25 protein-coding genes are annotated in these 23,179 nt (G+C 69.3%); 10 read left to right on the top strand and 15 right to left on the bottom strand.

The features are described from left to right. Positions 1–3: 3 nt before the first annotated feature. The 7 genes from ACGFNU_RS40730 to ACGFNU_RS40700 form a co-directional block, all read right to left on the bottom strand. Entirely contained in the window at positions 4–615 is a 612-nt protein-coding gene (locus ACGFNU_RS40730) for a TetR/AcrR family transcriptional regulator (protein ID WP_392601963.1), read from the bottom strand. Between the two features lie 36 nt (positions 616–651). Continuing rightward, positions 652–2,268 (bottom strand): amidohydrolase, encoded by a 1,617-nt coding sequence (locus ACGFNU_RS40725; protein WP_392601962.1) that lies wholly within the window; start codon positions 2,266–2,268, stop codon positions 652–654. Further along, the gene (locus ACGFNU_RS40720) at positions 2,265–3,794 is read right to left on the bottom strand and encodes an APC family permease (RefSeq protein WP_392601961.1); all 1,530 of its coding nucleotides are present in this window, start codon (positions 3,792–3,794) and stop codon (positions 2,265–2,267) included. The genes ACGFNU_RS40725 and ACGFNU_RS40720 overlap by 4 nt, the downstream gene beginning before the upstream one ends. 128 nt (positions 3,795–3,922) lie before the next feature. Beyond that, the gene (locus ACGFNU_RS40715) at positions 3,923–4,756 is read right to left on the bottom strand and encodes an alpha/beta fold hydrolase (RefSeq protein ID WP_392601960.1); all 834 of its coding nucleotides are present in this window, start codon (positions 4,754–4,756) and stop codon (positions 3,923–3,925) included. Next, positions 4,753–5,382 (bottom strand): RraA family protein, encoded by a 630-nt coding sequence (locus tag ACGFNU_RS40710; RefSeq protein ID WP_392601959.1) that lies wholly within the window; start codon positions 5,380–5,382, stop codon positions 4,753–4,755. Before ACGFNU_RS40710 ends, ACGFNU_RS40715 begins: the two co-directional genes overlap by 4 nt. Further along, the gene (locus ACGFNU_RS40705; protein WP_392601958.1) at positions 5,379–6,035 is read right to left on the bottom strand and encodes an RraA family protein; all 657 of its coding nucleotides are present in this window, start codon (positions 6,033–6,035) and stop codon (positions 5,379–5,381) included. Before ACGFNU_RS40705 ends, ACGFNU_RS40710 begins: the two co-directional genes overlap by 4 nt. Then, entirely contained in the window at positions 6,035–6,697 is a 663-nt protein-coding gene (locus ACGFNU_RS40700; RefSeq protein WP_392601957.1) for an RraA family protein, read from the bottom strand. The genes ACGFNU_RS40705 and ACGFNU_RS40700 overlap by 1 nt, the downstream gene beginning before the upstream one ends. A 74-nt stretch (positions 6,698–6,771) precedes the next feature. On the opposite strand from ACGFNU_RS40700, the gene ACGFNU_RS40695 reads away from it, so the two are divergent. Beyond that, entirely contained in the window at positions 6,772–7,671 is a 900-nt protein-coding gene (locus tag ACGFNU_RS40695; protein WP_392601956.1) for a LysR family transcriptional regulator, read from the top strand. Between the two features lie 34 nt (positions 7,672–7,705). Here the strand turns inward: ACGFNU_RS40695 and ACGFNU_RS40690 are convergent, their stop codons facing one another. Then, complete coding sequence (locus ACGFNU_RS40690) at positions 7,706–8,068, bottom strand: amidohydrolase family protein (protein ID WP_392602072.1); 363 nt, start codon at positions 8,066–8,068, stop codon at positions 7,706–7,708. A 157-nt stretch (positions 8,069–8,225) separates the two neighbouring features. Here ACGFNU_RS40690 and ACGFNU_RS40685 point away from each other — a divergent pair, with 157 nt between their 5' ends. From ACGFNU_RS40685 to ACGFNU_RS40665, 5 genes are all read left to right on the top strand, one after another. Continuing rightward, on the top strand, positions 8,226–9,002 hold the full coding sequence (locus tag ACGFNU_RS40685; protein ID WP_392601955.1) for a hypothetical protein: 777 nt from the start codon (positions 8,226–8,228) through the stop codon (positions 9,000–9,002). Continuing rightward, the gene (locus tag ACGFNU_RS40680; RefSeq protein ID WP_392601954.1) at positions 8,999–9,364 is read left to right on the top strand and encodes a GntR family transcriptional regulator; all 366 of its coding nucleotides are present in this window, start codon (positions 8,999–9,001) and stop codon (positions 9,362–9,364) included. Before ACGFNU_RS40685 ends, ACGFNU_RS40680 begins: the two co-directional genes overlap by 4 nt. Before the next feature lie 886 nt (positions 9,365–10,250). Next, positions 10,251–11,018, top strand: a complete 768-nt coding sequence (locus tag ACGFNU_RS40675) for an HD domain-containing protein (protein WP_392601953.1) — start codon at positions 10,251–10,253, stop codon at positions 11,016–11,018. Further along, positions 10,973–11,386: a hypothetical protein gene (locus ACGFNU_RS40670; protein WP_392601952.1), complete on the top strand. Its 414-nt coding sequence runs from the start codon at positions 10,973–10,975 to the stop codon at positions 11,384–11,386. The genes ACGFNU_RS40675 and ACGFNU_RS40670 overlap by 46 nt, the downstream gene beginning before the upstream one ends. Positions 11,387–11,520: 134 nt before the next feature. Then, complete coding sequence (locus tag ACGFNU_RS40665) at positions 11,521–12,180, top strand: hypothetical protein (RefSeq protein ID WP_392601951.1); 660 nt, start codon at positions 11,521–11,523, stop codon at positions 12,178–12,180. A gap of 181 nt (positions 12,181–12,361) precedes the next feature. Here ACGFNU_RS40665 and ACGFNU_RS40660 read toward each other — a convergent pair whose 3' ends face one another. From ACGFNU_RS40660 to ACGFNU_RS40645, 4 genes are all read right to left on the bottom strand, one after another. Beyond that, the gene (locus ACGFNU_RS40660) at positions 12,362–12,994 is read right to left on the bottom strand and encodes a group II intron reverse transcriptase/maturase (protein WP_392602071.1); all 633 of its coding nucleotides are present in this window, start codon (positions 12,992–12,994) and stop codon (positions 12,362–12,364) included. 131 nt (positions 12,995–13,125) lie between these two features. Further along, entirely contained in the window at positions 13,126–13,812 is a 687-nt protein-coding gene (locus ACGFNU_RS40655; RefSeq protein ID WP_392601950.1) for a reverse transcriptase/maturase family protein, read from the bottom strand. 910 nt (positions 13,813–14,722) lie between these two features. Continuing rightward, positions 14,723–15,259, bottom strand: a complete 537-nt coding sequence (locus ACGFNU_RS40650; RefSeq protein ID WP_392601949.1) for a DUF3592 domain-containing protein — start codon at positions 15,257–15,259, stop codon at positions 14,723–14,725. A gap of 673 nt (positions 15,260–15,932) precedes the next feature. Then, positions 15,933–17,558, bottom strand: coding sequence for an acyl-CoA dehydrogenase family protein (locus ACGFNU_RS40645; protein ID WP_392601948.1), 1,626 nt, complete (start codon positions 17,556–17,558; stop codon positions 15,933–15,935). A gap of 157 nt (positions 17,559–17,715) precedes the next feature. Between ACGFNU_RS40645 and ACGFNU_RS40640 the strand changes: the two genes are divergently transcribed. Beyond that, positions 17,716–18,432: a DUF1707 domain-containing protein gene (locus ACGFNU_RS40640; RefSeq protein WP_392601947.1), complete on the top strand. Its 717-nt coding sequence runs from the start codon at positions 17,716–17,718 to the stop codon at positions 18,430–18,432. A gap of 23 nt (positions 18,433–18,455) precedes the next feature. On the opposite strand, the gene ACGFNU_RS40635 is transcribed toward ACGFNU_RS40640, so the two are convergent. Beyond that, positions 18,456–18,719, bottom strand: a complete 264-nt coding sequence (locus tag ACGFNU_RS40635) for a hypothetical protein (RefSeq protein WP_392601946.1) — start codon at positions 18,717–18,719, stop codon at positions 18,456–18,458. A 20-nt stretch (positions 18,720–18,739) separates the two neighbouring features. Next, positions 18,740–20,236 (bottom strand): flavin-containing monooxygenase, encoded by a 1,497-nt coding sequence (locus tag ACGFNU_RS40630; RefSeq protein WP_392601945.1) that lies wholly within the window; start codon positions 20,234–20,236, stop codon positions 18,740–18,742. 137 nt (positions 20,237–20,373) lie between these two features. Here ACGFNU_RS40630 and ACGFNU_RS40625 point away from each other — a divergent pair, with 137 nt between their 5' ends. From ACGFNU_RS40625 to ACGFNU_RS40615, 3 genes are all read left to right on the top strand, one after another. Then, complete coding sequence (locus ACGFNU_RS40625) at positions 20,374–20,982, top strand: TetR/AcrR family transcriptional regulator (protein ID WP_392601944.1); 609 nt, start codon at positions 20,374–20,376, stop codon at positions 20,980–20,982. A 131-nt stretch (positions 20,983–21,113) separates the two neighbouring features. Further along, a complete protein-coding gene (locus ACGFNU_RS40620; protein ID WP_392601943.1) occupies positions 21,114–21,629 on the top strand; it encodes a SigE family RNA polymerase sigma factor in 516 nt (171 codons plus the stop codon). Next, positions 21,626–22,345, top strand: a complete 720-nt coding sequence (locus ACGFNU_RS40615; RefSeq protein ID WP_392601942.1) for a hypothetical protein — start codon at positions 21,626–21,628, stop codon at positions 22,343–22,345. The genes ACGFNU_RS40620 and ACGFNU_RS40615 overlap by 4 nt, the downstream gene beginning before the upstream one ends. 40 nt (positions 22,346–22,385) lie before the next feature. Here ACGFNU_RS40615 and ACGFNU_RS40610 read toward each other — a convergent pair whose 3' ends face one another. Further along, on the bottom strand, positions 22,386–23,150 hold the full coding sequence (locus ACGFNU_RS40610; RefSeq protein WP_392601941.1) for a sirohydrochlorin chelatase: 765 nt from the start codon (positions 23,148–23,150) through the stop codon (positions 22,386–22,388). Positions 23,151–23,179: the final 29 nt, after the last annotated feature.

The raw sequence follows: 23,179 nt of genomic DNA, 5'->3' as shown, positions 1-23,179 counted from the left end.
CCTTCATTTGATGAGCTGGGCGAGACCGGTGAGGAGAAGCCCGAGGCCGATCTCGAAGGAACGCTGAGCACGGTCGCCGGGCTGGGCCCGCGTCGCGGCGATCGCGGCGCTGAGGGCCGATTCCGGGTCGCCGGAGTCGGCCCAGACGTCCAGCGGCGCGCTGGCGTCCAGCGCGGATCCGAGAATGAAGCAGTCCAGGACGCTGACCGCGTGCAAGAGGTCCTCAGGAGCGAAACCGGCTCGCCGCAGCACGGCGGCCAGCGCTTCGTAACTGGCCACCGTCTCCGGCGCGGTGACGGTCTGGAGAGTGAGCAGTGGCACCAGGTGCGGATGCCGCGCGAAGCCTGACCGGTAGCGGTGGGCCCACTGCTCGGTGTACTGGCGCCAGTCCAGGTTCTGGTCGAGCGGGCTGGGGACCTCACGGCTGAGCAGCCCCCGGATGCCTTCGATGACCCCTTCCCGGCCACTCGGGAAATGGTGGTAGATCGACGACACGCTGACGTTCAGCGTCGCGGCGACTCTCGGCAGCGACAGCCCACCGGTCTCATCGATCTGGCTGAGCGCCGCGGCGGCGATCTGGTCGCGGGAGAGCAAGGGGGCACTGGGGCGCGGCACGGCTGGTCAGCTCCTCGGATGGTCTGTCGGCGCTGTTCATCGTGACACCCGCGCACCGGCCCGGTGAACGACTTCCCCCTCGACCAAGGTCAGCAGGACCGGGGAGTCGGCGAACTCGTCGGGATCGGCGGTGAGCGGATCGAGTTCGAACGCGGCCAGGTCGGCCACGAACCCGGGAGCGACCCGGCCGCTGCGGTCTGAGAGCCCTGCGGCCGCGGCGGCCTGGGTGGTGAACCCCTCCAGTGCCATCCGGGCGGTGAGCGCCTGTCCGGGAACGACCGGCTCGGTGTTCCGCCGGCCGGCCGGGCGGCGGAGCCGGGCGTCGGCGATGATGGCCCGCGGGTCGAACGGGGCGATCGGCCAGTCCGAACCGAGCGCCAGCCGGGCCCCGTGTTCCCGCAGGTCCCGGCAGCGAAACGCTCGCTGCGCGCGGTCCGGTCCGAGGCGGCTCGACCAGTTGTCGCTGTGGTCGGCCCGCGTGTAGTGCGTGCAATGGGTCGGCTGCATGCTCGCGGTGACGTCGAGAGCGCGGAACCGCGGCAGCAGATCGGCGGGCATGGTCTCCAGATGCTCGATGCGGTGCGGTACCGGCGAACGTCGTGGCAGATCGCTCAGCGTCTTGAGCACGTACTCGATGCCCGCGTCGCCGATCGCGTGGGTGACCGTGGGAACTCCCCTCGCGGCCAGATGACGCACCGCGGCGGCGTACTCGGCCGGATCGGGCCACAACGGCGCGATGGACTCCCCATGGACGTCCGGTTCTGTGAGCCATGCCGTACCGCCGTCGATCGTCCCGTCGATCATGAACTTGGCACCGTCCACGCGCCAGCGGCGCCCGCACAGGCGTTGTTGTTCCAGGACGCGCGCCAGGTCGGCGGTGGAGGAACCCGGCGTGACGAACGTCGCGAAACGCCATCGCATCGGCAGCGAGCCGGATGCTTCCAGGGCACGGAACAGCTCCAGCGCGTCGCCCTCGAAGTCCATCGCGTTCCCGGCGGTGTAGCCGACCGCGGCCATCTCGTTCAACAGGTCGAGCAGGCGCCGCCGCCGATCGGCCGGGTCGCCGGCCGGCAGCAGCGCCCGGACGAGCGCCATCGCGTCGAGTTCGAGCAGGTGCCCGGTCGGCCGGCCGTCCGGACCGCAGACGATCGCGGCGCCGGAGGCGAACTCGCGGGGGCCTGTGATGCCGGCCAGCGCGAGGGCTTGCGGGCTGGCCAGCGCGGAGTGTGCGTCGACGAAGGTCAGGTAGACCGGGACATCCGTCCCGAGGGCCTCGACGAGGGGCCGATAGGTGATCGGGGCGCCGCCGAAGGCGTCCGGATCGAGACCCCAGCCACAGATCCACCCATCGCGAGGCGCCGCGCGCAACGCGCGGATCAGCTCGTCGATCGTGGACACCGCCGAGAGGTCGGCGCCCTGGGTGAGGCCGAGGCCCATCACCGGATGGGAATGGCCGTCGACGAGGCCGGGCGTGACCGTGGCGTCGCCGAGTTCGATCACCTCGGTGTGGTTGGCGCGCCAGTCCCGGGCGTCCTCCCGGGTGCCGAGAGCGGTGATCACTCCGGCGCGGACGGCGAGCGCGGTGACGGCGGGCCCCGGCGCTCCCATCGTGTGGATCCGGTCGGCCATGATGATGAGATCTGCGCTGGTCACGCGGGTGCCGCTCCTGCCTCTGCGGTGGGGTCCTCCGGTTCGAGCACGAACTTCCTCCGGGTCGTGGTCTCGGCGCGGCGGACGTCCTCGCCGCCGATCAGAGCGTGGATGTCAGGACGGTGCTTCTTCAGGTGGAGGGCCCAGGACACGCCGGCGAGGAGCACGGCGGGGACCAGCCCGGCCAGGGACGCGTTCGTCGTCGTGGCGGCGCCGGTCAGCAGGTCGAGGCGCTTGACGATGAACCAGAGAGCACCGGCGAGCAGCACTGTGGCCAGCGCCGCGCACACCATCGCCGGTCCGCTTCCTCGTACCCCCCGGTGGCGCAGGAAGTAGGCCACCACCGCTGCCGAGGTCAGCATCTGGAGGAGCAGGACACCGATCGCGCCGGGCATGTTCACCAGCAGCACGAGCTGGTGGTAGGGGTCCGCGCCGGCGATCGCGAACGCGGTGACCACGACCGCGGCCAGCCCGCTCTGCAGCGCACCGGCGTTCGCCGGTGACAGGAACCTCGGGTGCGACCGGCCCAGCGCCCTTGGCAGCAGCCCGTCGTTCGCCAGGGAGAAGGCGTAACGGTTGATCGCGTTGTGGAACGCCAGCTGCGCGGCCAGGACGCTGGTCAGCACCAGGACGTACATGACGTCGCTGGCCCAGACGCCCACATAGGTGTCCATGGCGGCGAAGAAGAGGCCGGGCGGGTCGGCGGCGGCGATGGCGACGACCTTGCCGTCCCCGAACGCCTGCACCACGGCCCAGCCCGTCAGGCAGTAGAACAGCCCGAGGAATGCCACCGCCGCGTATGTGGCGCGGGGGATCGTCCGGTCCGGCCGCCGCGCCTCGCTGCGATAGAGAGCGGTCGACTCGAAGCCCATGAACGCGGCGAAGCAGAATCCCAGGATCGCCAGCATGCCCGGGTGCGAGAGGGCGTCCGCCGTGAACGTGCCCGCGGTCAGCCCGCCGGCCCCTCCCTGCACCAGCACCGCGACCACGAGCAGCACCAGGATGAGCGTCTCGGCGACGATCAGGACGCCGAGCACCTTCGCTCCGACGTCGATGCCACGCCGTCCGAGCGCCCAGACCAGCACGATGCCGACCCCGGCGAACAGCCACCAGGGGGCGCTGCCTCCGGTGAAGCGGTGGTACGCGGCGGCGAACTGCGTGCCGAGCAGGCCGTACACGCCGATCTGGAGCGTGTTATAGGAGAAGACCGCCAGCAGGCCGGCGGCCGCGCCGAGCGTCCGGCCGAGTCCGAGCGTGATGTACGAGTAGAAGGCGCCGGCACCTCGGGTGTGGCGGGTCATCGCCATGAAACCGACCGCGAAGATCGCCAGCACGCCGCCGGCGATGAGGTAGCCGGCCGGGGCGCCGATGCCGCCGATCGAGATCGCCAGCGGTGCGAGGCCGACCATGATCGTCAGCGGCGCCGCGGCGGCGACGACCATGAAGGTGATGCCCGTGGTGCCGAGGGCGCCTGCCTTGAGCTGGGCCTGTGGAGGTGTCGGGGGCTGTGCCTGCGCGTCGGTGACCACATGGACTCCCGGGGCGAGATGGGAGGAGCTGGTGGCGCGACTGTAATCGAATCGATTTCGGTTTGTCGATGACCGCGAGCAGAAATTCACTCATGCGGAAACGGGCAGACCTGCCGTTGCCTTCCTGCTCAGCGTGCCTGTCCCTGCTGGACGAGCTCGGCGATCCGTTCCCACATCGCCACCGGGTTGGCGTACATCGGCCAGTGCCCGCTGTGCGGGATCTCCGCGAGTTCCACGCCGCCCGCAGCAAGCTTCGCCAGGTAGGACAACGTGGAGTTCTCTTCGCCGTACATGAACATGCGCGGGCAGGGCAGGCTCAGGAACTTGGCCATCAGGTCGCCGTGGTCGGAGAGATCGACCATCGATTCGAAGATGCCGCGTACCGCACCCGGACGTACCTTGCTGTCCAGGCTCGCCGCGTAGAGGGCGCTGGAGGTGGACGGCGAACGGCGGGCCCGTTCGATGAAGCCGGCGAAGAAGCCATCGTCGTCGTCCGAGGGATGGCTGAGGATCTGGCGGCTCAGGAAACAGTCTTCGGAGGCGAGGTTGCCCTCGATGTCGACGAAGCTCAGGACGCGGTCCGGTTCGTGATGCGCGAGCATCAATGCGGTCAGGCCGCCCATCGAATGCCCGATCAGGTGGTAACGCCGTATGCCTGCGCGGCTCAGCATGGCCTGTGCGGTTTTGACCAGGAACGGGATGGAGATGCTCGACAGGTCCTCGCAGAAGGTCTCGCCGCATCCCGGCGCGTCGTAGGCGAGGAATGGACGTCCCGTGAAGGCCGCCTGGCCTGCGATGCCGACGTAGTCCTCCTTGGTCGAGCCGAAGCCGTGCAGGAAGACGACGGGAGCCATGTCGCCGTCCCGGCTGACCGTGGCGACCTTGAGGCCTACGCCATCGACCCGCAGGTCTACCTGCTCGTGGGTGACGTCCGCGACCGCGACGATGGGGTTCTGGTTCATGCAGGCAGGCCGTAGTAGTTGAGGGTGGTCGTGCCGGTGCGGATGGCGGCCAGGGCACGTTCCTCGGCGGCGACGCGGGCGTCGGCTCGGTCCAGGGTCGTGGCCGCTGCCGGTGCCGGTATGACCACCACGCCGTCGGTGTCGCCGACGACGAGGTCGCCGGGCCCGACGACGGCCCCGCTCACGCGGATGGGGACGCCGAACTCGCCCGGATGCTCCTTGCCGGTGCCGACCACGGTGATGTGGCGGGCGAAGACGGGGAAGCGCAGCGCTGCCAGTTCGCTGACGTCGCGGACACCGCCGTCGATGACCAGTCCGAGGATGCCCCGCTGCCGGGCCGCGACGGCGAGGATCTCACCCCAATGTCCGTGCCGGGCACCTTGGAGATCGGCTACCAAGACGCTGCCGACCGGAGCGGTGGCCACCGCACGGTGCAGCGCGAGGTTGTCGCCGCCGATGCCCCGCACTGTGAACGCCGGTCCCGCCACCCGGGCCCCCGGCCAGACGCCGCGCAGAACCGGATCACAGGCACGGGCGGTGGCCGAGGACGCCTCGTAGAGCGTTGCCGCGCTGTGTCCGCGTGCCGCGTCCGTCGCTCTCGCGTCCGTCGACGCCGTCTCCGTCATGATCGCCTCGTCTGCAGGGTGTGATAGCCGAAGGTCTCGCGGGCCTGGCGCAGCGTGCCGCCCGCGCGGACGGCCGCCACGATGCCGGCCTCGACGCGTTCGATGCGTTCGGCGGTCTCGATGACCCGCTCCGCCTCGGCGGCGGGGACGGCGACCACACCGTCGGCATCGGCGCACATGAGGGTGCCGGGGCAGATCTCGACGCCCGACACGGTCACCGGCTCACCGATGGCCGCCAAACTCACCCGGTCCTTGCCGGTGCGCATGAAGCGCCCGCGGCTGAAGATCGGGTAGTTCTGCGCCAGGGAGGCCGACACGTCTCGGCAGGCCCCATTGATCACGGTGCCGGCGATACCGCGGACCGCGGCGACCTCGGTCATGATGCCGCCCCATACCGTGACGTCCGTGCGGGCACCGTTGTCGATCACGATGACCGCACCGGGCGGAACGTCGTCCAGGAAGTCGCCGACCGTGCCGTCGATCGGCGCGTAGCGCACGGTGAAGGCCGGGCCCACGGCGCGGAAGTCGTTCGACAGCGAGGAAAGGCCGTGCAGGGCGCCGCTGATGCCTCCCCGGTCGAGGGCGTCGGAGATCGCCGCAGTGGGCAGGTCTCGGAGCCGGTCCATGACCTCCTGCCTGGTGCTGGTCTCCATCACCTGGCCTCCGTCCCGGCCAAGCGGGCGTCCCGCATCGCCTGCGGCAACGGGACGCCGGCCCGTACCTCCGCCTCGATGGCCGCCTCACGTTCGGCGAGGCGCTGAGCCGCATCGAGGACTTCGGTCGCGCGCTCCCGGGGGACGACCACCACTCCACCCTCATCGGCCACCACCACGTCGCCCGCGCGGACACGCACACCGCCGATCGAGATCGGCTCCCCGGTCGACCTCTGCCGGAGGCGACCGCGCGCGGTCGCCGGTACCTGGGCCCGGGCGAAGACTGGAAAGCCGAGGTCCCTGGCCTGGGCCACGTCCCGGCACGCGCCGTCGGTGATGGCACCCCGCACCGAGCGGACGGCGGCGCCGACACTCACGATCCCGCCCCACGATGACACGTCGGTGCGGCCGCCGTTGGCGACCACGATGACGTCGTCGGGACCGGCCTCGGCGATCGCGCCGGTGAGGATGTGGGAGCCGTCGTGCTCCCCGCTCAGCGATTCGAGTTCGACGGTCACCGCGAACCCGGCCACCTTGGGCCGCCCCCACATCGGCCGGAGGCCGCCCTGGCCCGGAGGAAGCCCGCAGGCGTCCAGAGCGTCGGACACGGTCGCCGTGTCCAGCGCCGTGAACTGCTCCAGCAAGGTCGCTTCAGCACTCATGCCTCCCAGTGAAACCGGGTCGGTCCATATACTGAAGGTCTGATTTCCTCTCTCATTGATATGCGGAGCGACTGTTGATCGAGGTCCGCCAGGCGCGCTACTTCCTGGCCGTCGCCGACACCCTGCACTTCGGCCGCGCCGCGGAACGGCTCGACATGTCGCAGCCGCCCCTGAGCCAGGCGATCCTCCAGCTGGAACGCCAACTGGGCGTCACCCTCTTCGACCGCGGCGGACGCAAGGTGACGCTCACCGAGACCGGCCGAGCGTTCGCCGCCGAATGCCGCAAGCTCGTCGCGGCCGCCCGGCACGCACAGGACGTGGCCGCCCAGGCCGAGGCAGGTCTGGCCGGCACCCTGCGCATAGGGGTGGTGACCTCCGCTCTCAGCGAGCCCTTGCTGAGCACCCTGGCCGACTTCCGGCAGGCCCGCCCCCGCGTCGATCTGCAGATCACGGAGGTGGACACGGCCTCGGGCCAGCAGGCCCTGCTCCGGCACGAGATCGACATCGCCGTCGTCCGGCCCGGCACCCCGGTCCGGGGCCTGCGCGTCGAGCCCTGGCGCCACGATACGTTCGTGATCGCGCTGCCACCCGGCCACCCCCTCGCGGCCGGCGCCCCGAACCCCGTCCACCTGGCCCGCTTCGCCGACGAGCCCTGGGTGTGGCTGCGCCGCGAGGCGTCGCCGGACTACCACGACCAGCTCATGGCCACCTGCCGGAGGGCCGGATTCAGCCCCGGCGTCCGCCACCTCGCCAACTCGATCTTCACCCAGCTGGCCATGACGGCTTCCGGCCTGGGCGTCACCCTCGTACCGAACGTGACGGTCCGCCAGATCCAGCCACCCGCTCCGTACCGTCCCCTCACCGACCGCGCCGACATCGTCGAACTCTCCCTCGTATCACGAGACGGAACCCAAGAACCGCTGGCGCAGCAGTTCTTGCGCCTCGCCGCAGCCCACCCGCAGCGGACACCGTGACACCCAACCCGGCGGTGCCTGGTCCGGCAGCTCGTTACAGGCCTTTCAGGTTGGACTGGCAACAGCACTTTCCGCCCTGCAGGCAGGCGACGCGGTCATGTGACCTGGGCAAGGCGGTGGGTTTGGTGGATGAGCCGGAGCGGTGGACGACGCGACCGCCGAGGACGGTGGCGGCGATGGGGAGGTCGACCAGCCGCTGCGGGTCGCTGCCCAGGACGTCACCGGCGACGATGCAGACGTCGGCGGCCATCCCGGGCTGGAGGACGCCTTTCCAGCGCTCGGCGTGGTCTTGCCAGGAGGAGGTTCGGGTATAGGTGGCTGCGAGGATGCGGGCGCGGAGGACTGAGCGGGGACGAGGACGACGTGTCCCGATGTCGGTTCGAGCAGCGGCGCCCATCGGCCGGCTCACGCCGAGGATCGCCTAGCTAGCCGGCGCGCACGCCAGCCTGGGGTTTGGTCTGGTCACGGTGACAGCGTCCGACTCCGGTTGACTTTGACGCATGCTATGACTCATCTTATTGAGACAAAGGTTGCGACATTCGGAGGTGGGTGGCATGCGGCAGGCCGATCACACGGAGGCCGGGCGGTGGCTGGCCCGGCATGGCTTGGCCGACGCCGAGCCGACACCACTGCTCGCGGCGCGGCTGGCGGTGCGGCGGCGCGCCAAGGCCTGCGACAGCCTCCTGCTGGCCGCGTTCCTGCTCGGCGCGGCGCTCACGCACGCGTTCAAGCTCACGGTCGAGCCGCCCTCCTGGCTGCCGCTGCTGGTGCTGGCGGCGCTGGTGACCGGGTTGCTGGTGGCGCAGTGGCTGCTCGGCTGGTGGGTGCGGCGCGTCGACCGGAGGGCCGGCGCGCGGCTGTCGCGGCGGGTGGCCCACCCGGTCGAGCTCGGCTGGCGGGCTGTGCTGGGCCGGCCGTACGCCCTGTTCACGGTCGCGACCTACACCGGCGCCGTGCTGCTCGCGGTGAGCGTGCTGCCGGTCCCGGACGCCACCTTGCGGTACGGGGCGATCATCGTGCTGATCAGCCTCGCCGGCGTCGGCGCGGGCATCGTCATGCAGTTGCGCCAGGTGCTGGCGAGCCCGGCCGTGGCCGACGACGAGGCGTCGCTCACGGCCGATGTCATCATGCGGGTCGAGGACGCCCGTGCTCTGGTCACCCCCAGCCTGGTGTGGTCGCTGCCGGCCATCTTCCTGGTCGGGGAGTCGCTCGGCTGGTGGAACGCGGTCTCGATCGCGCTGGTGGTGGCGGGCGTCAGCGCGCTCTGCCTGATCCATGCCCGGACCACGGGGGTCGGGACGGCGGCGCGGCGGGCCATGGCCACCCGATGATCGTCATCGACGCGGCCTCGCCGACGCCGCCGTACGAGCAGCTCCGGGCCCAGCTCGCCAGGCAGATCCAGGACCGTTCGCTCGCCGTCGGCACGAGGCTGCCGACGATCCGGCGGCTCTCGGCCGACCTCGGTCTCGCCGTGAACACCGTCGGCCGGGCCTACCGGGAGCTGGAGGAGGCCGGGCTGATCGAGACCCGCGGGCGGGCCGGCTCGTTCGTCTCGTCCGCCGGCGAGCAGACCCTGGAGCGGGCCCGCGCCGCCGCCCGCGACTATGCGGCGGTCATCGCCAGCGTCGGCATCGACACCACCGAGGCGATCCGGATCGTCGAGGCCGCACTGGGCCATGCTCCAAGCCCATAAGGCCACCGGTTGCTCGCTGCCACAGCATCCTCGACCGGAATTGCTCAATGGGTGTCGGCGTGCTCGGTACTGTGCCGGCACGCCGAGCGCTGACAGGACGATCCGCTCGCCGACAGGATGCCCCGTCCTTGCGGCTGCGGCGCGATTCACGGTGACTCAGGGCCGCGCGTCGCGCCTACCCCTGACACAATCAGGACACGAGCGCTGGCGAAGCCGTAGGGCGGCAACCTGCACCACAGACGCACGCTGGCCTGTTCGGCAACGCAGCCGACGACCGGCTCTCCAGCCACCCGGCCGACGGGCTCGCGATCGGCGGGTGGCGCGCGGGCGATCACTAGCGCCATCATCTCCAACGCACTCACCTGCCGCAGATCGCGTAGGCATTCGTGTCGATGAGCGGGCCAACCGGGGCTACGCCTCACTCGCGCCGTCGTCCTCTGCCGGTCAGCGCACTCCACTGGTTCACCGCCGCGACAGGTTCATCTGCCGCGGCAACCATCTCGACGTACAGGGGTGTCGCCGCGGCTCGGAGCCTGCCGTCTTGCGCATAGCCCAGGACAACGCACCGCATTTGGCGGCCCACCGGGGGCCACGGCTCACCTGGTTCGTCTGTGATGTATGAACTGTCCACGAATCCGCGTTCGCCATCCTCGGATTCGATCAGAAGCCCGTACCGGACGTGGCCGACCACCGAGCAGCGAACGACGTCGTACCTACGCCGAGCCCGTGACGCCATCTGGCCTCCTCACAACATCCTCGCATGCCGCCGTCCGTGTGCTTGGGCTTGGTTCTCAGCAGCCTGGGTCCGGCGATTAGGGTGTCGCTCCAGTGGCGGGATCTGAGGTCTGCTGGAGCGGTGGCCCGGATCGGCGGAGACTGTCGAGCCATGGGTGGTTTTCTCCAACTTCCGACGGAGATCATCGGCATCGGGCTCGCCGGGCCCGACATCGAGTTGATCGAACGCGCCTACGCGGTGGCCGCGTACTGGCATCGCGACCAGCGGCAAAAGAGCGGCGTCCCATACATCCAGCACCCTGCGGCGGTCGCCACCATCGCGGCCAGGATGAGCATGGGCGTGACCGGAGTCTGTGCAGCGTTGTTGCACGACGTCATCTCCGACACCGACTGTCCTGCCGCCGAGCTACGCCGGGAGTTCGGCAAACAGATCACCGGCCTCGTGGAGGGCGTCACTCTGTGGGAGGCCACTGGTTCGTATTCGACCACCGCAGAGCTCGTTGACGAGCCGGTACAGATGCTCAAGCTGGCCGACCGCCTGCACAACATGCAGACGATCAGTTACCTGCCGCAAGACAAACGCGAGCGGCGATGCCAGGAGACCCTCGAGTTCTTCGTGCCACTTGCCGCAGGCAACTTCACCAGCTCGCCCTCGACCCTCCAGGCCAAAGCCGCGCGGCAGTCGCCCAGCCACAACTGGCCTATGAGCGTGCCATCGTCGCCGTCGACATCGAAAACTCCACCAGCCGACCCGACCACATCAAAGCCCGGCTACGGCAGGCTCTGTACGAATTGCTCGAAGACGCCCTTCATACAGGCGGACTCACCGCCGAGGAACACGACCCCTTCCTCGACCGCGGGGACGGAGCACTCGTGCTCATCCATCGGGTCGATCAAGCGATCCAGGTGCGTCTCCTGACCGAGGCGGTTCCCCAACTCGGCAGACTGCTGGCCCGACATAACGCCCAGCAACCCGAGCATCGATTCCGGCTCCGCGTGGTGGTCCATGCCGGACAGGTCTACTACGACCACCGAGGATGCTTCGGCGAAGCGGTGGATTTGGCCTTCCGGCTCCTGGAGGCCCCGCAGTTGAAGCAAGCGCTGCGCCTGACGGCCGCCCCGCTGGTGCTGGTGGTGTCCGAAGACGTCCACCGTTCCGTCGTGCGAGATGGCCGTGCCGGCATCGATGAACAGACTTTCACGCCTCGTGTGGTCGCCGACGTCAAAGGACGCCCACGCCGCGGTTGGGTAAGCGAGATCGATCCGCCGAACGCCGAGGCCCACTGAGCAGTACTCGCTCATGCCGCCAACCGGATCAGCGAAAGGGATCTTTGGACACCCATCTCTGACCAGACGCCGTCGTCGTATCGATGAGCGGCCCCGCGACCGGGCGACAAGAGTGGGCCTGCGATCATCGGGACATGGGTGATTGGGAGCTGTTCCTCCAGGAGGTTTCCTGGTTCCTCCAGCCAGGCGAGAGCTTTGCGCTGGGCGAGGCGCAGCCGTGGACCCGCGGTTCGATCGAAGGCTTGCCCGAACTGTCCGCGCTCTTCGCCTCGGCGACGCTCACCCCGGTCTCCGTCGGAGGCATCGTCTACGAGTTGCTGGCATGGGGACCACCGGACGGTCGACGGGGATGGCTCTGCCGCCCGCCCGAGGACGTGGACAGCGGGTCTATCCCGGAGACGCACAGAAGGTTCTGGAAGCTCTGTGGCGGGATCCTCGAGAGGTTCGGTGAGCCCGCCACCTGGTGGACCAACCAGGACGAGGTGCTGACGGCCGATGCGACACGCGTAGAACTCGCGGACGTTCTGGCCGACTATGCGTGGCTTTGGGAGGGCGACGGCCTGGAGGCCTCCATCAACCCGGATGAGTACTACGCCGTCGCCGTAGAGGCGAACGGGAATCTGACGCTGGCGCATCGTGGCAACGGTCGGCTGATCCTTTTCGCGCCGGACCACGCGTTCGCAGGTGTCACGCCGATGCCTGGCTCCCCGCCGTACTCGCTGCTCACCATCGATGAGGTACCCGACCTCGCGGCCTGGATAGAGGTATGCGCTGCGGCCTGGCGACACCAGTAGGCCGACGAACACGAGGAACCACCGGCCGCCCGGTCGCCGGACGGATCCGCTCAAGACCGGCGACAAAGGACGGTTGGGTAGGCCGCACGGCGAGGTGCCCGCGGGTTCGCGGGTCCTTTTCCGTGCGGCCCCCCGCCGAACCGGACGTGCTCGCTTTCCAAGCATCCGGCTCTCTGGTGAGCTATGCCGTGGTCGCGGTGGATGGATGGTCGGCGTGGATCAGCTCGTGGCAGGATGTGCAGACCACCAGGGTCTTGCGTCTTCTCTTGGCCATGAGGCTGTCCCAGGCCGGCCGGTCCGGGCCGGGAGGTGCGAGATCGGCGAGCCGGGCGGTGTGGTGCACCTGCACCTGGTCGCCGTTGCCGCAGAGTTCGCACCGTCCGCGCAGGAGCCGGGTGATCAGTTCCTTGCGCGGGTGGGGTCCCCGGCCGGGGGCGCGGTCGGTGATGACCGCGTTGGCCTGCCGCTTTAGGGGGATGCCACCACACCGTGCGGTCAGGGGCTTTTGGTCGTGCCCCCGGGCGCGGACGGCTTGGTAGCAGATACGCGGCCCGTGCGGCGTCTGGATGGTGGCCCGGTGCCGGGCGGCCATCTTGGTCGCCGTGGAATCGTGCTTGGCCGCGAGCGTTCTCAGCAGCGAGGTTTCCATGACCCAGCGCAGCCGTTCCAGCCGGTAGAGGTCCCCGGCGTGCAGGTGGTACTGGACGACGCCCCGGTAGGTGGCCCCGTAGGCCGCGACGATGTCGTAGTCGTCGAGATGGCACAGGGCGCGGAGCGGCGCTGGTTTACCGCCATGAAGGTAGGGGCGGCACATGGCTTTGATCACCGTTTTGGGCACGCGCAGCGCGATGCCGCCGTTGATGGTTTTCCGGCCGCTGGTCCCGGCGTGCCAGGTGGTGATCTCGTATCCGAGGAATCGCGTCGCGCCGGTACGCGCGTGCGTGATCAGTGTTTTGCTGTCGGACAGTTCCAGGTGGAGTTCGTCCCGCAGGAACTGGGCCAGACGTTGTTTGATCTCCTCGGCCTCGGCTTTGGGCCCGGCGAATCCGAGCAGCGTGTCATCGCGGTAGCGCACGTACCGGAGTCGGCGATAGCCGGGATCGTCGGACACCACGCTGGGCAGACGGGCCAGCCGAGCGCGCAGCATGCGTGTCCTTTCCCGGTCGCCTTTCTTGCGGGCACGCGCCAGCGCGTGACGCACTTTCTCGTATTCGGCGTTCCGGGCCCGCTTGCCCCTCGGGTGTAGTGCGGGATGAGCGTATTCTTGACAAAGTTATCCAGCTTGTGCAGATAGATGTTGGACAGGACGGTGGACACGCCAGCGCCTTGCGGGACCCCGCTGAGGGTGGCATGCCACGTCCAGTCCTCCAGGTATCCGGCTTTGAGCATGTTGCGCGTCAGCCGCAGAAACCGGTTGTCGTGGATCTTCTCCGACAGGATCGACAGCATGGCCTGATGGTCGAAACTGCCGAAACAGTCGGCGACGTCTCCTTCGATGAACCAGGCCGTTCCGGTCCAGCGACATGCCGTCCACATGCCGTCCACGGTCTCTTTGGTGGCCTCGGGTGTCATCGCGCCGTGGTTGGCATACAGGCGCCCGTAGGCCAGCAGATACAACTGCGGGTTGAACAACTGCCGGTACAGCTCCGGCAGTCTTTCCTGCCGCGTTCACGGAGGACACCCAGTACCGTTTCGGCGCTTTGCATTTCGCATACCTTTCGGTCTCGATGTCCGTATCACCTGTTCCCCTTCGCCCTGTGAGCGGCTTTCCCGCTCTCCCTGGCAGGTCGTTACTCCTGCGACTACTATGGGAACTCCGTCGCCATGGGACTTGCGTCCGTTAGGCGATCCCGCGTTCGTCTTCGTCATGCGTGGTAGCGCGACTTAGGTGGCCCACTCATCTCCTTGAATGTCCTCGCTGGACATCGCTCCGCGTCCGGAGGGTGCACCGACCAGAGTGCGAGATCGGCACAGGACACGGCGTCGGCATCGGGTATCTTTCCGACGGGTGGGCATTTGCACCTTCTGGAGATTAGGCTTCAGGCAATCCAGCTTTCACCGTATCGCGCGGGTCTCCCGGCGCCCCGACCCTGATACCTGGACCGGCCACCGGTTTCCTGGCATGCTATTGTCCCCTTAACCTTTCGGCGCCGGGTAAGCCATCAGACCCAAAGAAATCCCTCCATTCTTTTCCGGCTGCACCGGGGATATGACAAAGCGCCTCGCGGCGCACCACTCTTCTGCCGCCGACAGCGTGTCGTGCCGATCGTGGGCAGTGTTCGTGCTTGCCGAAGAGCGGTCATTGGTGACCAGGCGACCAACCAGGGCGTTCGACCGTATTGGCGAACACGGAGTCGGATGTGTCGTGACTCACCTCGCCGGCAGGCGGCCGAAGATGAACTGGATACACGGGACCGCGTCGGCGGAGACTGAGTTGGGGCGGCAGAACGTGGCCTGTCACATAGTTACGGTCCGTGAGTCGCCGACTGACTGCTCGGCGGCGATGGCGCGAGCCTGCACTGATTCTCTGGATTCTGCTGGTTCAGGACTGACGGTTGAGCACCCGGTGCAGCAGCCAAGGGGTCCATAGGGCGGCCAACATGGCGAGTGCGGCGAGCCCCGCGATGCCCTGGAGGAGCGGTGCGGCAAAGTCGGGGCAGAGGCGGGCGTCCTGGGCGTAGGAGTCGGGGTCGCGCGGGGCATAGCAGACGGTCACGCGATCACCCTGGGCGGGAAAGTCCTCCCAGGCGGTGATCTTTGCGGACACCGTGTGGCTGTCGCGCGTGGTGAACCGCACGTTGGCGTAATCCCCGCGCTTGGCCCGCACGGCCTTCTCGACTTGTCCGGTGGTCAGCGCGCGCTCGTCGCGCAACACGGCCGCTTCCTGGTAGGCGAACCCTGCAAGGACCAGAGTGTAGGTGGCGAACGCCAGAAGTATCACGGTGAGAAGAATGCGCACGGCTGGCCAGCCGTGCAGCGGCTTGCTGTCCCGAGCGTGCTGACTGTCGCCGTTGGTGGCCAGCCTTCGGTCACGTCTGCGCTCGATCGCGCTGCGCCACCCGCTTTCGTGCTCACTCATGGCACCCATGGGGCGCGCGGGCGAATCCGGCGGTTCACCACCAGTCCATGGTCATTCAGTTCTGGCGCTGGATTCCTTCTGTCCGCTCGGTCGTAGGAGGCGCACTCTTTCGCCGCAGGTAGCGCTCATTCGAGGCTTATTGCAAGAACGAGACCAGCTAAGGCCATAGGGGACACGCCGCACCAACATGTGGGCAGCTGTGCCTAGGTTCACCCGACGATGCACTCAGGGTGCCGACCCCAGCCGGTTTGGTCGTCAATCCGCAGGTCGACGATTGTTTGAGCAGCCGGACCAGTTCCGCGTTCTTGTTCGACTTTGTTATCGCTTCGGGCCACTCAGCTGTCCTCACCTAGGGCCGCAACGTCTCGTGGGTTCATGCCGGGTTCTTTGGCGATCTCTGCAATCGGCCTGCCCGACGAACGCACCAGCGCCGCCCTGTACTTCCGCCGGGCACCCGTAGGGCAGAGCTGGCTGGCGGTCCATGTGTATGCCAGGGGAAGCATCGGCGGAACCTCCCTGGCACGGCTGCACTCAACTCGTGGAGGCTCCATTGCAGGCCATAAGGGCGTGTGTTCTCCGCTCCTACTAGCCGGTACGTCAGCCGATGATCTTTGGGATCTGGGTGCGTGAGGGCTGGGGCTTCGGTTTCGGGCTTGCCTTTGGCGGGTTTTCTTCAGGTGGTCTTGGGGGTGGCTCGTTCGATGATGGGAGCCAGGTCCAGGCCAGGCGGGAGGGTGCCGTAGGCGTGGCCCCAGTCGCCGGCCAGGCGGGTGGCCACGAATGCGTCGACTACGGCCGGGTGGCCGTGTCTGACCAGGAGGGACGCCTGGAGGATGATCGCCAGTTGCTCGACGACGCGGCGGGCGCGGAGCTCGATGGTGGCGATGTCGGTGAGAGAGTCCTTGACGTCGCGGACGGCCTCGTCGAGGCGAGGGTCGGCACCGGATGCTTGTTCGATTTCGGTGAAAAACGCCTCGATGACCTGCGGTTCTTTTGCCATGGCTCTCAAGACGTCTAGCGCGGCTACGTTGCCTGAGCCTTCCCAGATGCCGTTCAGGGGCGACTCCCGGAAGAGGCGGGGCATGCCGGACTCTTCGACGTAGCCGTTGCCGCCCAGGCATTCGAGGGCTTCGGCGGCGTGGCCGGGCGCGCGCTTGCAGATCCAGTACTTGCTGACCGCGAGGCCCAGGCGCTTGAAGGCGGTCTCGGCCTCGTCGCCGCGCACGGATCGGTCGGTGGCGCCGGCCAGGCGCATCATGACGGTGGTGGCTGCCTCGGACTCGATGGCGAGGTCGGCGAGGACGTTGCGCATGAGGGGCTGGTCGACGAGGTACTTGCCGAACGCCCGCCGATGGGTGGCGTGGTGCGTCGCGGTGACGACGCCGTGGCGCAGGCCCGACGCGGCGCCGATCACGCAGTCGAGGCGGGTCATGTTGACCATCTCGATGATGGTGCGGACGCCGCGGCCCTCGTCGCCGACGCGATAGGCGACGGCGTTCTCGTACTCGATCTCGGACGAGGCGTTGGAGTGGTTGCCGAGCTTGTCCTTCAGGCGCATCAGCCGGAGGGGGTTGAGCGAGCCGTCGGGCAGGACGCGGGGGACCAGGAAGCACGTCAGGCCGTTGGCGGTCTGGGCGAGGGTCAGGAAGACGTCGCACATGGGGGCGCTCGTGAACCACTTGTGCCCGACCAGCCGGTACGTGCCGTCGGAGCTGGGCGTGGCCTGGGTGGTGTTGGCGCGGACGTCGCTGCCGCCCTGCTTCTCGGTCATCGACATGCCCGCCAGGAGGGCCCTCTTGGTGAGCGGGGCACGGAGACCGTAGTCGTAGGTCTGCTCGGTGAGGAGCGGCTCGTACTGGGCGGCCAGGTCGGGGTTCTGGCGGAGGGCGGGAACGGCGGCGTACGTCATGGAGATGGGGCAGCCGTGGCCCGCGTCGACCCGCCAGGTGTAGAACTTCGCGGCGCGAGCGACGTGGGCGCCGGGGCGAGGGGAAGCCCAGGGAGCGCCATGCAGACCGTGGGTCACGGCAACGTTCATCAGCTCGTGCCAGGCCGGGTGGAACTCGACCTCGTCGATGCGGTGCCCGTAACGGTCGTGCGTGCGCAGGACGGGCTTGTGCTCGTTGGCCAGCCGTCCCCACTCCTGGGCCTCGTGCGTTCCGGCGAGGCGGCCGAGCTCGTGGATCTCCGCGGCCGCCCAGTCCGCGCCCTCGCGCCGCAGGGCGTCCAGCAGGGCCGGATCGTCCGCGACGTCATGATCGACGAGCGGGGGAACCTGGTTGATCACCTCGTGCGTCATGGCGCCGCCTCTCCCGGTCTTACAGAAATTCATCACCTGAGAGAAAAGTGTAGTACGTCGCCGGCGAGGTGAATACGGGGCATCCTCCTGAAGACCGGGGGTGATCTCGTTCGTGGGTCGGATTGCCCGGGCACGCGGGGGGCATACCTTCGAAGTCATGAGTCAGCCCAGTCCGCAGCCGGGGAAGCCGTCGTTGCGGCTCCCCTCGCAGGACCCGGCGGGACAGACCCCGCCGGATCCGGCGATGGAGCACCCGCGCGTCGCGCCCGAGTCCGTTCGTGCCTCCGACGCCGAGCGGGAGGCGGTGGTCGAGCGGCTGCGGGTCGCCTCCGTGGAGGGGCGGCTGACGTTCGAGGAGCTGACCACGCGGACCGAGGCGGCCTACGCGGCCGTGACCCGGGGCGATCTGGAGACGATCACCGCGGACCTGCCGGGCATGGGGGCGCCGGGCGCCACGCCCGCGCCGCTGCAGGTCCAGCGCCGGTTCAGCGCGATCATGGGCGACTGCAAGGAGCGCATCTCCGGGCGCATCGACGCCGAGCTCACCGCGCTGGCGGTGATGGGCGACGTCGTGCTCGATCTGCGGGGCGCGCAGGTCCCGACCGGCGAGGTCTCGATCGTGGCCACCGCGGTGATGGGCGATGTGAAGGTCATCGTGCCGGACGGGGTGACGGTCGACCTGAGCGGCTACGCGTTCATGGGCAGCCGCAAGGTGCAGGTGCGCGAGGCGGCGCCGGGACCGCGGGTGCCGGTGGTCCGCGTCCAGGCACAGGCGATCATGGGCGATGTGAAGATCGTGGACGACGAGCACCACGCGCCCGTGCGACGGGCCCTCACGAACTGGTGGGAAGATCGCAAGGGCCCGCAGGGCTAGCCGGTCGAAGCGGGCTCAGCCCGTCAGGCGGAGGTCTTCCGGTTGTATGCGGTGCGCGCGCCGAGCCAGGCGGTGTAGACGGCGGCGCCGACGAGCCCGGCCTTGCGGGTCTTCTGGGTGGTCAGGGCGAGGCCGAGGGCGAGTTCGGTGGCCCCGTTGCGCTTGATCCACGCGTCGGTGTCGTTCGGGAAGGCGAGCTTGGAGACGGGCTCGAACGCCTTCGGAGCCGCGAAGTGAGCGGCGCCGGTGACGGCCAGGGCGATCCCGGCGGTACGAAGAAGAGCCATGAGGGGCGTGTTCCTTTCAGCTACTGATGATCGGCGGTGGCGTACTCGTAGTCGTCCAGGTCGAAGCTCCGGCTTCGGCGCCAAACGTACAACCCGGACTGCGGCCGGACGTACGGGGAGTCCCCGTGCCGGTCGAAGTAGTAGGAGTTGGAGCGCGCGCAGCTCGGCTGGGCGAGGATCGTGCCCTTCATCCGGCGGCGCATGTCGGCGGTGAACGCGTCGTGCGGGCGGCGCTTGACGACCATCCGCACCGCCCGGCGCCGCCGTGCCTCGGCGAGGCAGCGGACGATGTGCGTGCCGCCGGCCTCGATGATCGAGAACCAGGACGCCCCGGTGACCGTGTACGGCCCGTTCATCAGCCAGAAGTTGGGCGCCTGTGGCGCGGCGACGCCCTCGTAGGTCTGGTAGCGGTGCTCGTCCCAGTACGCGCCCAGCTCGACGCCGCCCAGCCCGACCACCGGGAACGCGGGCATCGCCCCCAGCTCCAGGATCTTGAACCCCGTCGCCAGCACGAGCGTGTCGATCTCCCGCTCGGTGCCGTCCGCCGTGACGATCCCCCGCTCGGTGATCCGCTCGATCCCCTCGGTGACCAGCTCGACGTCGTCGCGCAGGAACGTGGGGAAGTAGCGGTTGGAGAAGGACGGCCGCTTGCAGCCGAATCCGTACTCCGGCGTCAGCCTGTGCCGCAGCCGCCGGTCCGGCACCTGGCGGCGCAGGTGGGCGCGGCAGAGGGCCTCGGTCGCGCGGACGAGGAACGGCACCTTGCTGTAGTGCACGATGCCCAGCACCATGACGACCTCGGAGGCGGCCGTGGTGAGGAAGCGCACGAGCCGCTGCACCGGCGGCGCCGCGCGCAGCAGCGCCCGCACCGCGCGCGGGATGGCGAAGTCGACCTTCGGCAGCACCCAGATCGGCGTGCGCTGGTAGACGTCGAGACGCCCGGCCACCGCCGCGATCTCGGGGATCACCTGCAGCCCGGACGCGCCGGTGCCGATGACCGCGACGCGTTCGCCGCGCAGGTCGTGGTCGTGGTCCCAGCGGGCGGTGTGGATCACCTTTCCGGTGAACGTGGCGATGCCGGGGATGTCCGGGTTCTTGGGCTGGTCCAGCGGCCCCACGGCAGCGACCAGGAACCTCGCGGTGAACGTCCCCCGGTCGGTGTGCACGTGCCACAGGTCGGCGTCCTCGTCGAAGACGGCCCGCTCGACCGTGGTGCCGAGGCGCAGATGCTGCCGCAGCCCGTACTTGTCGGCGCAGTGCTCGGCGTACGCGCGCACCTCGGCACCGGGCGCGAACGAGCGCGACCAGGACGGGTTCGGCTCGAACGAGTAGCAGTACGTGGCGGACGGGATGTCCACGGCCACGCCCGGATAGGTGTTGTGCCGCCACACGCCGCCGACGCTCGGCGCCGCGTCCACGATCACGAAGTCGCGGACGCCCTGCCGCCGCAGCCGGATGCCGACGCACAGGCCGGAGAATCCCGCGCCGACGACGGCCACCTCGTGATCCGGTTGCACGGCCGCTCCTCGGTCGGGGCCAACGAGATACCGAAGGTATTTGTGAGTTGGACGGGATGTCAATATGCGGTAGGCGTCCTGGCAGCACGTTCCAATACCGTCGGTATCCAGATACCGATGTCTTCTATGATGACCGGATGGCACGACTGACCAGGGGCGAGAGCCAGGCGCGCACGCGCGAGCTGCTGCTCGCCACGGCCCGGCGGCTCTTTCTGCGTGACGGTTATCACGCCACCTCGCTGGAGAAGGTCGCGGACGCCGCGGGCTTCTCCAAAGGCGCCGTCTACTCCAATTTCGGCACCAAGGACGAGCTCTGCCAGACGGTCATCGAGGCCGTCCGCGCCGAGCACGTGCGGGCCATCATGGAGGCGTTCCTCGGCGAGGGCTCCGACGAGGACCGTCTCGCCGTCTTCGAGGCCTGGGCGGAACGCACGATCGGCGACCCCGGCTGGACCCTCCTGGAGGCCGAGTTCGCCATCCACGCCACCCGCCGCGACCAGGCGCTCCGCGACACGGTCGCCACCGGCGGCCGCAGCTGGGTCGGCGCCCTGCAGCTGTTGCTGCAGGAAGAGGCCCGCCGCCGCGATCTCACCCTGCCCCTGCCGGCCGCCGAGCTCGCCGACGCGCTTCTCAGCCTGGGCGTCGGGCTGGGCCTCCGCCGCGCCGTCGATCCGTCGCTCTCGCCGCACACGCTGACCGACATGATCCGGCTGCTTCTCGATCTCAGCCCGCGCCGCGACCGCTAGTCTCCTGACACACCCGTCACAACCCCCGTCCGCCGTCGACGACGATCGCCCCGATCGGCCACGCGACGCGGGCAACCGTTCTGGATCTCCAGCCGGTAGTAGGGACAGGGGAGTCTGGGAAGGCGAGGTCCATGCGAGATCGGGAGGACTTCACCGCGTACGTCGCGGAGCGGTCACCGAGGTTGCTGAGAACTGCGTACCTGCTCTGCCGTGACTGGGCGCTCGCGGAGGACCTGTTGCAGACCTCGTTGTCGAAGGTGTGGAGTGCCTGGGGGCGGATCGGGGGCGACCCCGACCCCTACGTCTACCGCGTCCTGGTCAACACGCACGCGTCCTGGTGGAAGCGCCGCTGGCGGGGCGAGATCCCCTCCGCGGAGCCGCCGGACGCGATCGACCCCACGGACCCGATGCGGGCCGCCGACGAACGCGCCGCCATCTGGGCGGCGCTGGGACGGCTGCCGCCCCGGCAACGGTCCGTGGTGGTCCTGCGCTATTTCGAGGACCTCTCGGAGGCGGCGGTCGCCGACATCCTCAACTGCTCGGTCGGCACGGTGAAGAGCCAGACCAGCAAGGCGCTGGCCAAACTCCGCGTCGATCCCGAGATCGTCACCCCCGTCGCGCCGATTCCCGTGGAAGGCCTGTCATGACGCGTAGCATCCACGACCTCCGCGAGACGCTCGACCTGGAGAGCACGGCCGCGCCGCTCAACACCGAGCGCATCGCCGAGGTGGAGACGCGGATCCGCCGCCGGCGCAAGCGCCGGGTGACGACGGGCGCCGTGCTCGGCGTGGCGGCGGCCGCCCTGACGGTCACCGGCGTGCTCGTCCTGCCGGGCGCCAAGGAAGAGACGCCGCAGGCGCTGGACGGGCCGGGGCACCCGCAGCGGAGCCAGGAGATCCGGACGCCGCCGACCGTCTACCAGGGCATGCGGCGCATCGCGATGAGGCGCTTCACCACCACGGGCAAGATGATGCGGGTGAACTTCACCCCGGTCGGGCCCGACACCGCGTACGTCATCCAGTGCCGGCCCGGCTACGAGGTGATCGAGCAGACCGACGGGGACGGCGGCTACGGCTCGTTCGGCGACTGCGACAGCGATCTGGACCCGCCGCAGTCGGTGAGCACGTCCGACCAGGCGTCCGGCCCCCTCAAGGAGGGCGTCGCGCACGTTCTCGAGGTGGTCGTGCTGCCCAAGGGGACGGTCAAGGACAACGTGATCGAGTACATGAACGAGGACGCCGAACGCATCGAGGGCGGCAGCACCGGGCAGATCAGCCTGTCGGAGTACCTTGCCAGCCACGAGCCGGGGACGAGCCCGTGGACCGTGTCCGTCTACAGCGGCACCTGCAAGGGCGACTGCTGAGCGACGCCGCCAGGCCGCGGGATCAGACCGGACCGCGGGGTCAGACCGCGGCGGCGGCCCGCACCTCGGCGAGGGCCTCGTCGTAGCGGTGCAGGACGAGCTCGGCCACCTCGGGCGCCGCGCCCAGCACGGGGGAGACGGCCGCGGCCCCGGCGGCCAGCGACTCGCGCCGTACCTTGTCGGCGAAATAGCCGGGCGCGAGGAAGTAGGAGGCCACCGCGACGCGGGGCGCGCCCGCGTCCAGCAGCGCCCTGACCGCCTCGGCCGGCGTCGGATGGGCGGCCGACGCGAACGCGGGGACGACGCCGCGCCGGCGCCGCGTCCGCCACTCGCGCGCCAGGCTCCAGATCGTGGCGTTCGCCGACGGGTCGCTGGAGCCCGCCGACACCAGCACGACCGCCGTGTCCGGATCACCGATCTCCACGTCCGCCTCGGCGAGCCGGCGTTCCAGCGCCGCCATCAGCAGCGGGTGCGGGCCGAGCGTGTCCGCGGTGCGCAGCGACAGCCGGGGCCGCAGGGTCCGCACCTCGCGCAGGACGCCGGGGATGTCGGACTTGCTGTGGTACGCGGCGGTCAGCAACAGCGGCAGCACGATCGCCTCGTCCACACCGCGCTGCGCGAGGCCGTCCAGGACGCGCACCGGGTTCGGCGGCGCGTGGTCCAGGAAGGACGTCAGCACCGGAACGCCGGGACGGCGGGCCTGGACGGCGGCGAGCAGCTCCGCGACGGTCGCGGCGGCACGCGGGTCCTTGCTCCCGTGCGCGACCGCGACCATCGGCGGGGCTTCGAGGGGAAACCGGGTCATGGGTGGATACCGAGTCCTCGTGGATACCG

Origin of the sequence: Spirillospora sp. NPDC048911 (genome assembly GCF_043198015.1) — a bacterium.
Classification (GTDB): domain Bacteria; phylum Actinomycetota; class Actinomycetes; order Streptosporangiales; family Streptosporangiaceae; genus Spirillospora.
Note: the sequence above shows the minus strand (reverse complement) of the source record. Positions and strands in the feature narration are given on the sequence as shown.

Excerpts from the sequence above, each read along its gene's own strand:
- ACGFNU_RS40700 (WP_392601957.1), bottom strand. The coding sequence starts at position 6,697 with ATGAGTGCTGAAGCGACCTTGCTGGAGCAGTTCACGGCGCTGGACACG.
- ACGFNU_RS40620 (WP_392601943.1), top strand. The coding sequence starts at position 21,114 with ATGCGAGATCGGGAGGACTTCACCGCGTACGTCGCGGAGCGGTCACCG.
- ACGFNU_RS40675 (WP_392601953.1), top strand. The coding sequence starts at position 10,251 with ATGGGTGGTTTTCTCCAACTTCCGACGGAGATCATCGGCATCGGGCTC.
- ACGFNU_RS40625 (WP_392601944.1), top strand. The coding sequence starts at position 20,374 with ATGGCACGACTGACCAGGGGCGAGAGCCAGGCGCGCACGCGCGAGCTG.
- ACGFNU_RS40680 (WP_392601954.1), top strand. The coding sequence starts at position 8,999 with ATGATCGTCATCGACGCGGCCTCGCCGACGCCGCCGTACGAGCAGCTC.
- ACGFNU_RS40640 (WP_392601947.1), top strand. The coding sequence starts at position 17,716 with ATGAGTCAGCCCAGTCCGCAGCCGGGGAAGCCGTCGTTGCGGCTCCCC.
- ACGFNU_RS40635 (WP_392601946.1), bottom strand. The coding sequence starts at position 18,719 with ATGGCTCTTCTTCGTACCGCCGGGATCGCCCTGGCCGTCACCGGCGCC.
- ACGFNU_RS40615 (WP_392601942.1), top strand. The coding sequence starts at position 21,626 with ATGACGCGTAGCATCCACGACCTCCGCGAGACGCTCGACCTGGAGAGC.
- ACGFNU_RS40610 (WP_392601941.1), bottom strand. The coding sequence starts at position 23,150 with ATGACCCGGTTTCCCCTCGAAGCCCCGCCGATGGTCGCGGTCGCGCAC.
- ACGFNU_RS40710 (WP_392601959.1), bottom strand. The coding sequence starts at position 5,382 with ATGACGGAGACGGCGTCGACGGACGCGAGAGCGACGGACGCGGCACGC.
- ACGFNU_RS40665 (WP_392601951.1), top strand. The coding sequence starts at position 11,521 with ATGGGTGATTGGGAGCTGTTCCTCCAGGAGGTTTCCTGGTTCCTCCAG.
- ACGFNU_RS40685 (WP_392601955.1), top strand. The coding sequence starts at position 8,226 with ATGCGGCAGGCCGATCACACGGAGGCCGGGCGGTGGCTGGCCCGGCAT.
- ACGFNU_RS40645 (WP_392601948.1), bottom strand. The coding sequence starts at position 17,558 with ATGACGCACGAGGTGATCAACCAGGTTCCCCCGCTCGTCGATCATGAC.
- ACGFNU_RS40690 (WP_392602072.1), bottom strand. The coding sequence starts at position 8,068 with ATGGGCGCCGCTGCTCGAACCGACATCGGGACACGTCGTCCTCGTCCC.
- ACGFNU_RS40650 (WP_392601949.1), bottom strand. The coding sequence starts at position 15,259 with ATGAGTGAGCACGAAAGCGGGTGGCGCAGCGCGATCGAGCGCAGACGT.
- ACGFNU_RS40715 (WP_392601960.1), bottom strand. The coding sequence starts at position 4,756 with ATGAACCAGAACCCCATCGTCGCGGTCGCGGACGTCACCCACGAGCAG.
- ACGFNU_RS40660 (WP_392602071.1), bottom strand. The coding sequence starts at position 12,994 with ATGTGCCGCCCCTACCTTCATGGCGGTAAACCAGCGCCGCTCCGCGCC.
- ACGFNU_RS40705 (WP_392601958.1), bottom strand. The coding sequence starts at position 6,035 with ATGGAGACCAGCACCAGGCAGGAGGTCATGGACCGGCTCCGAGACCTG.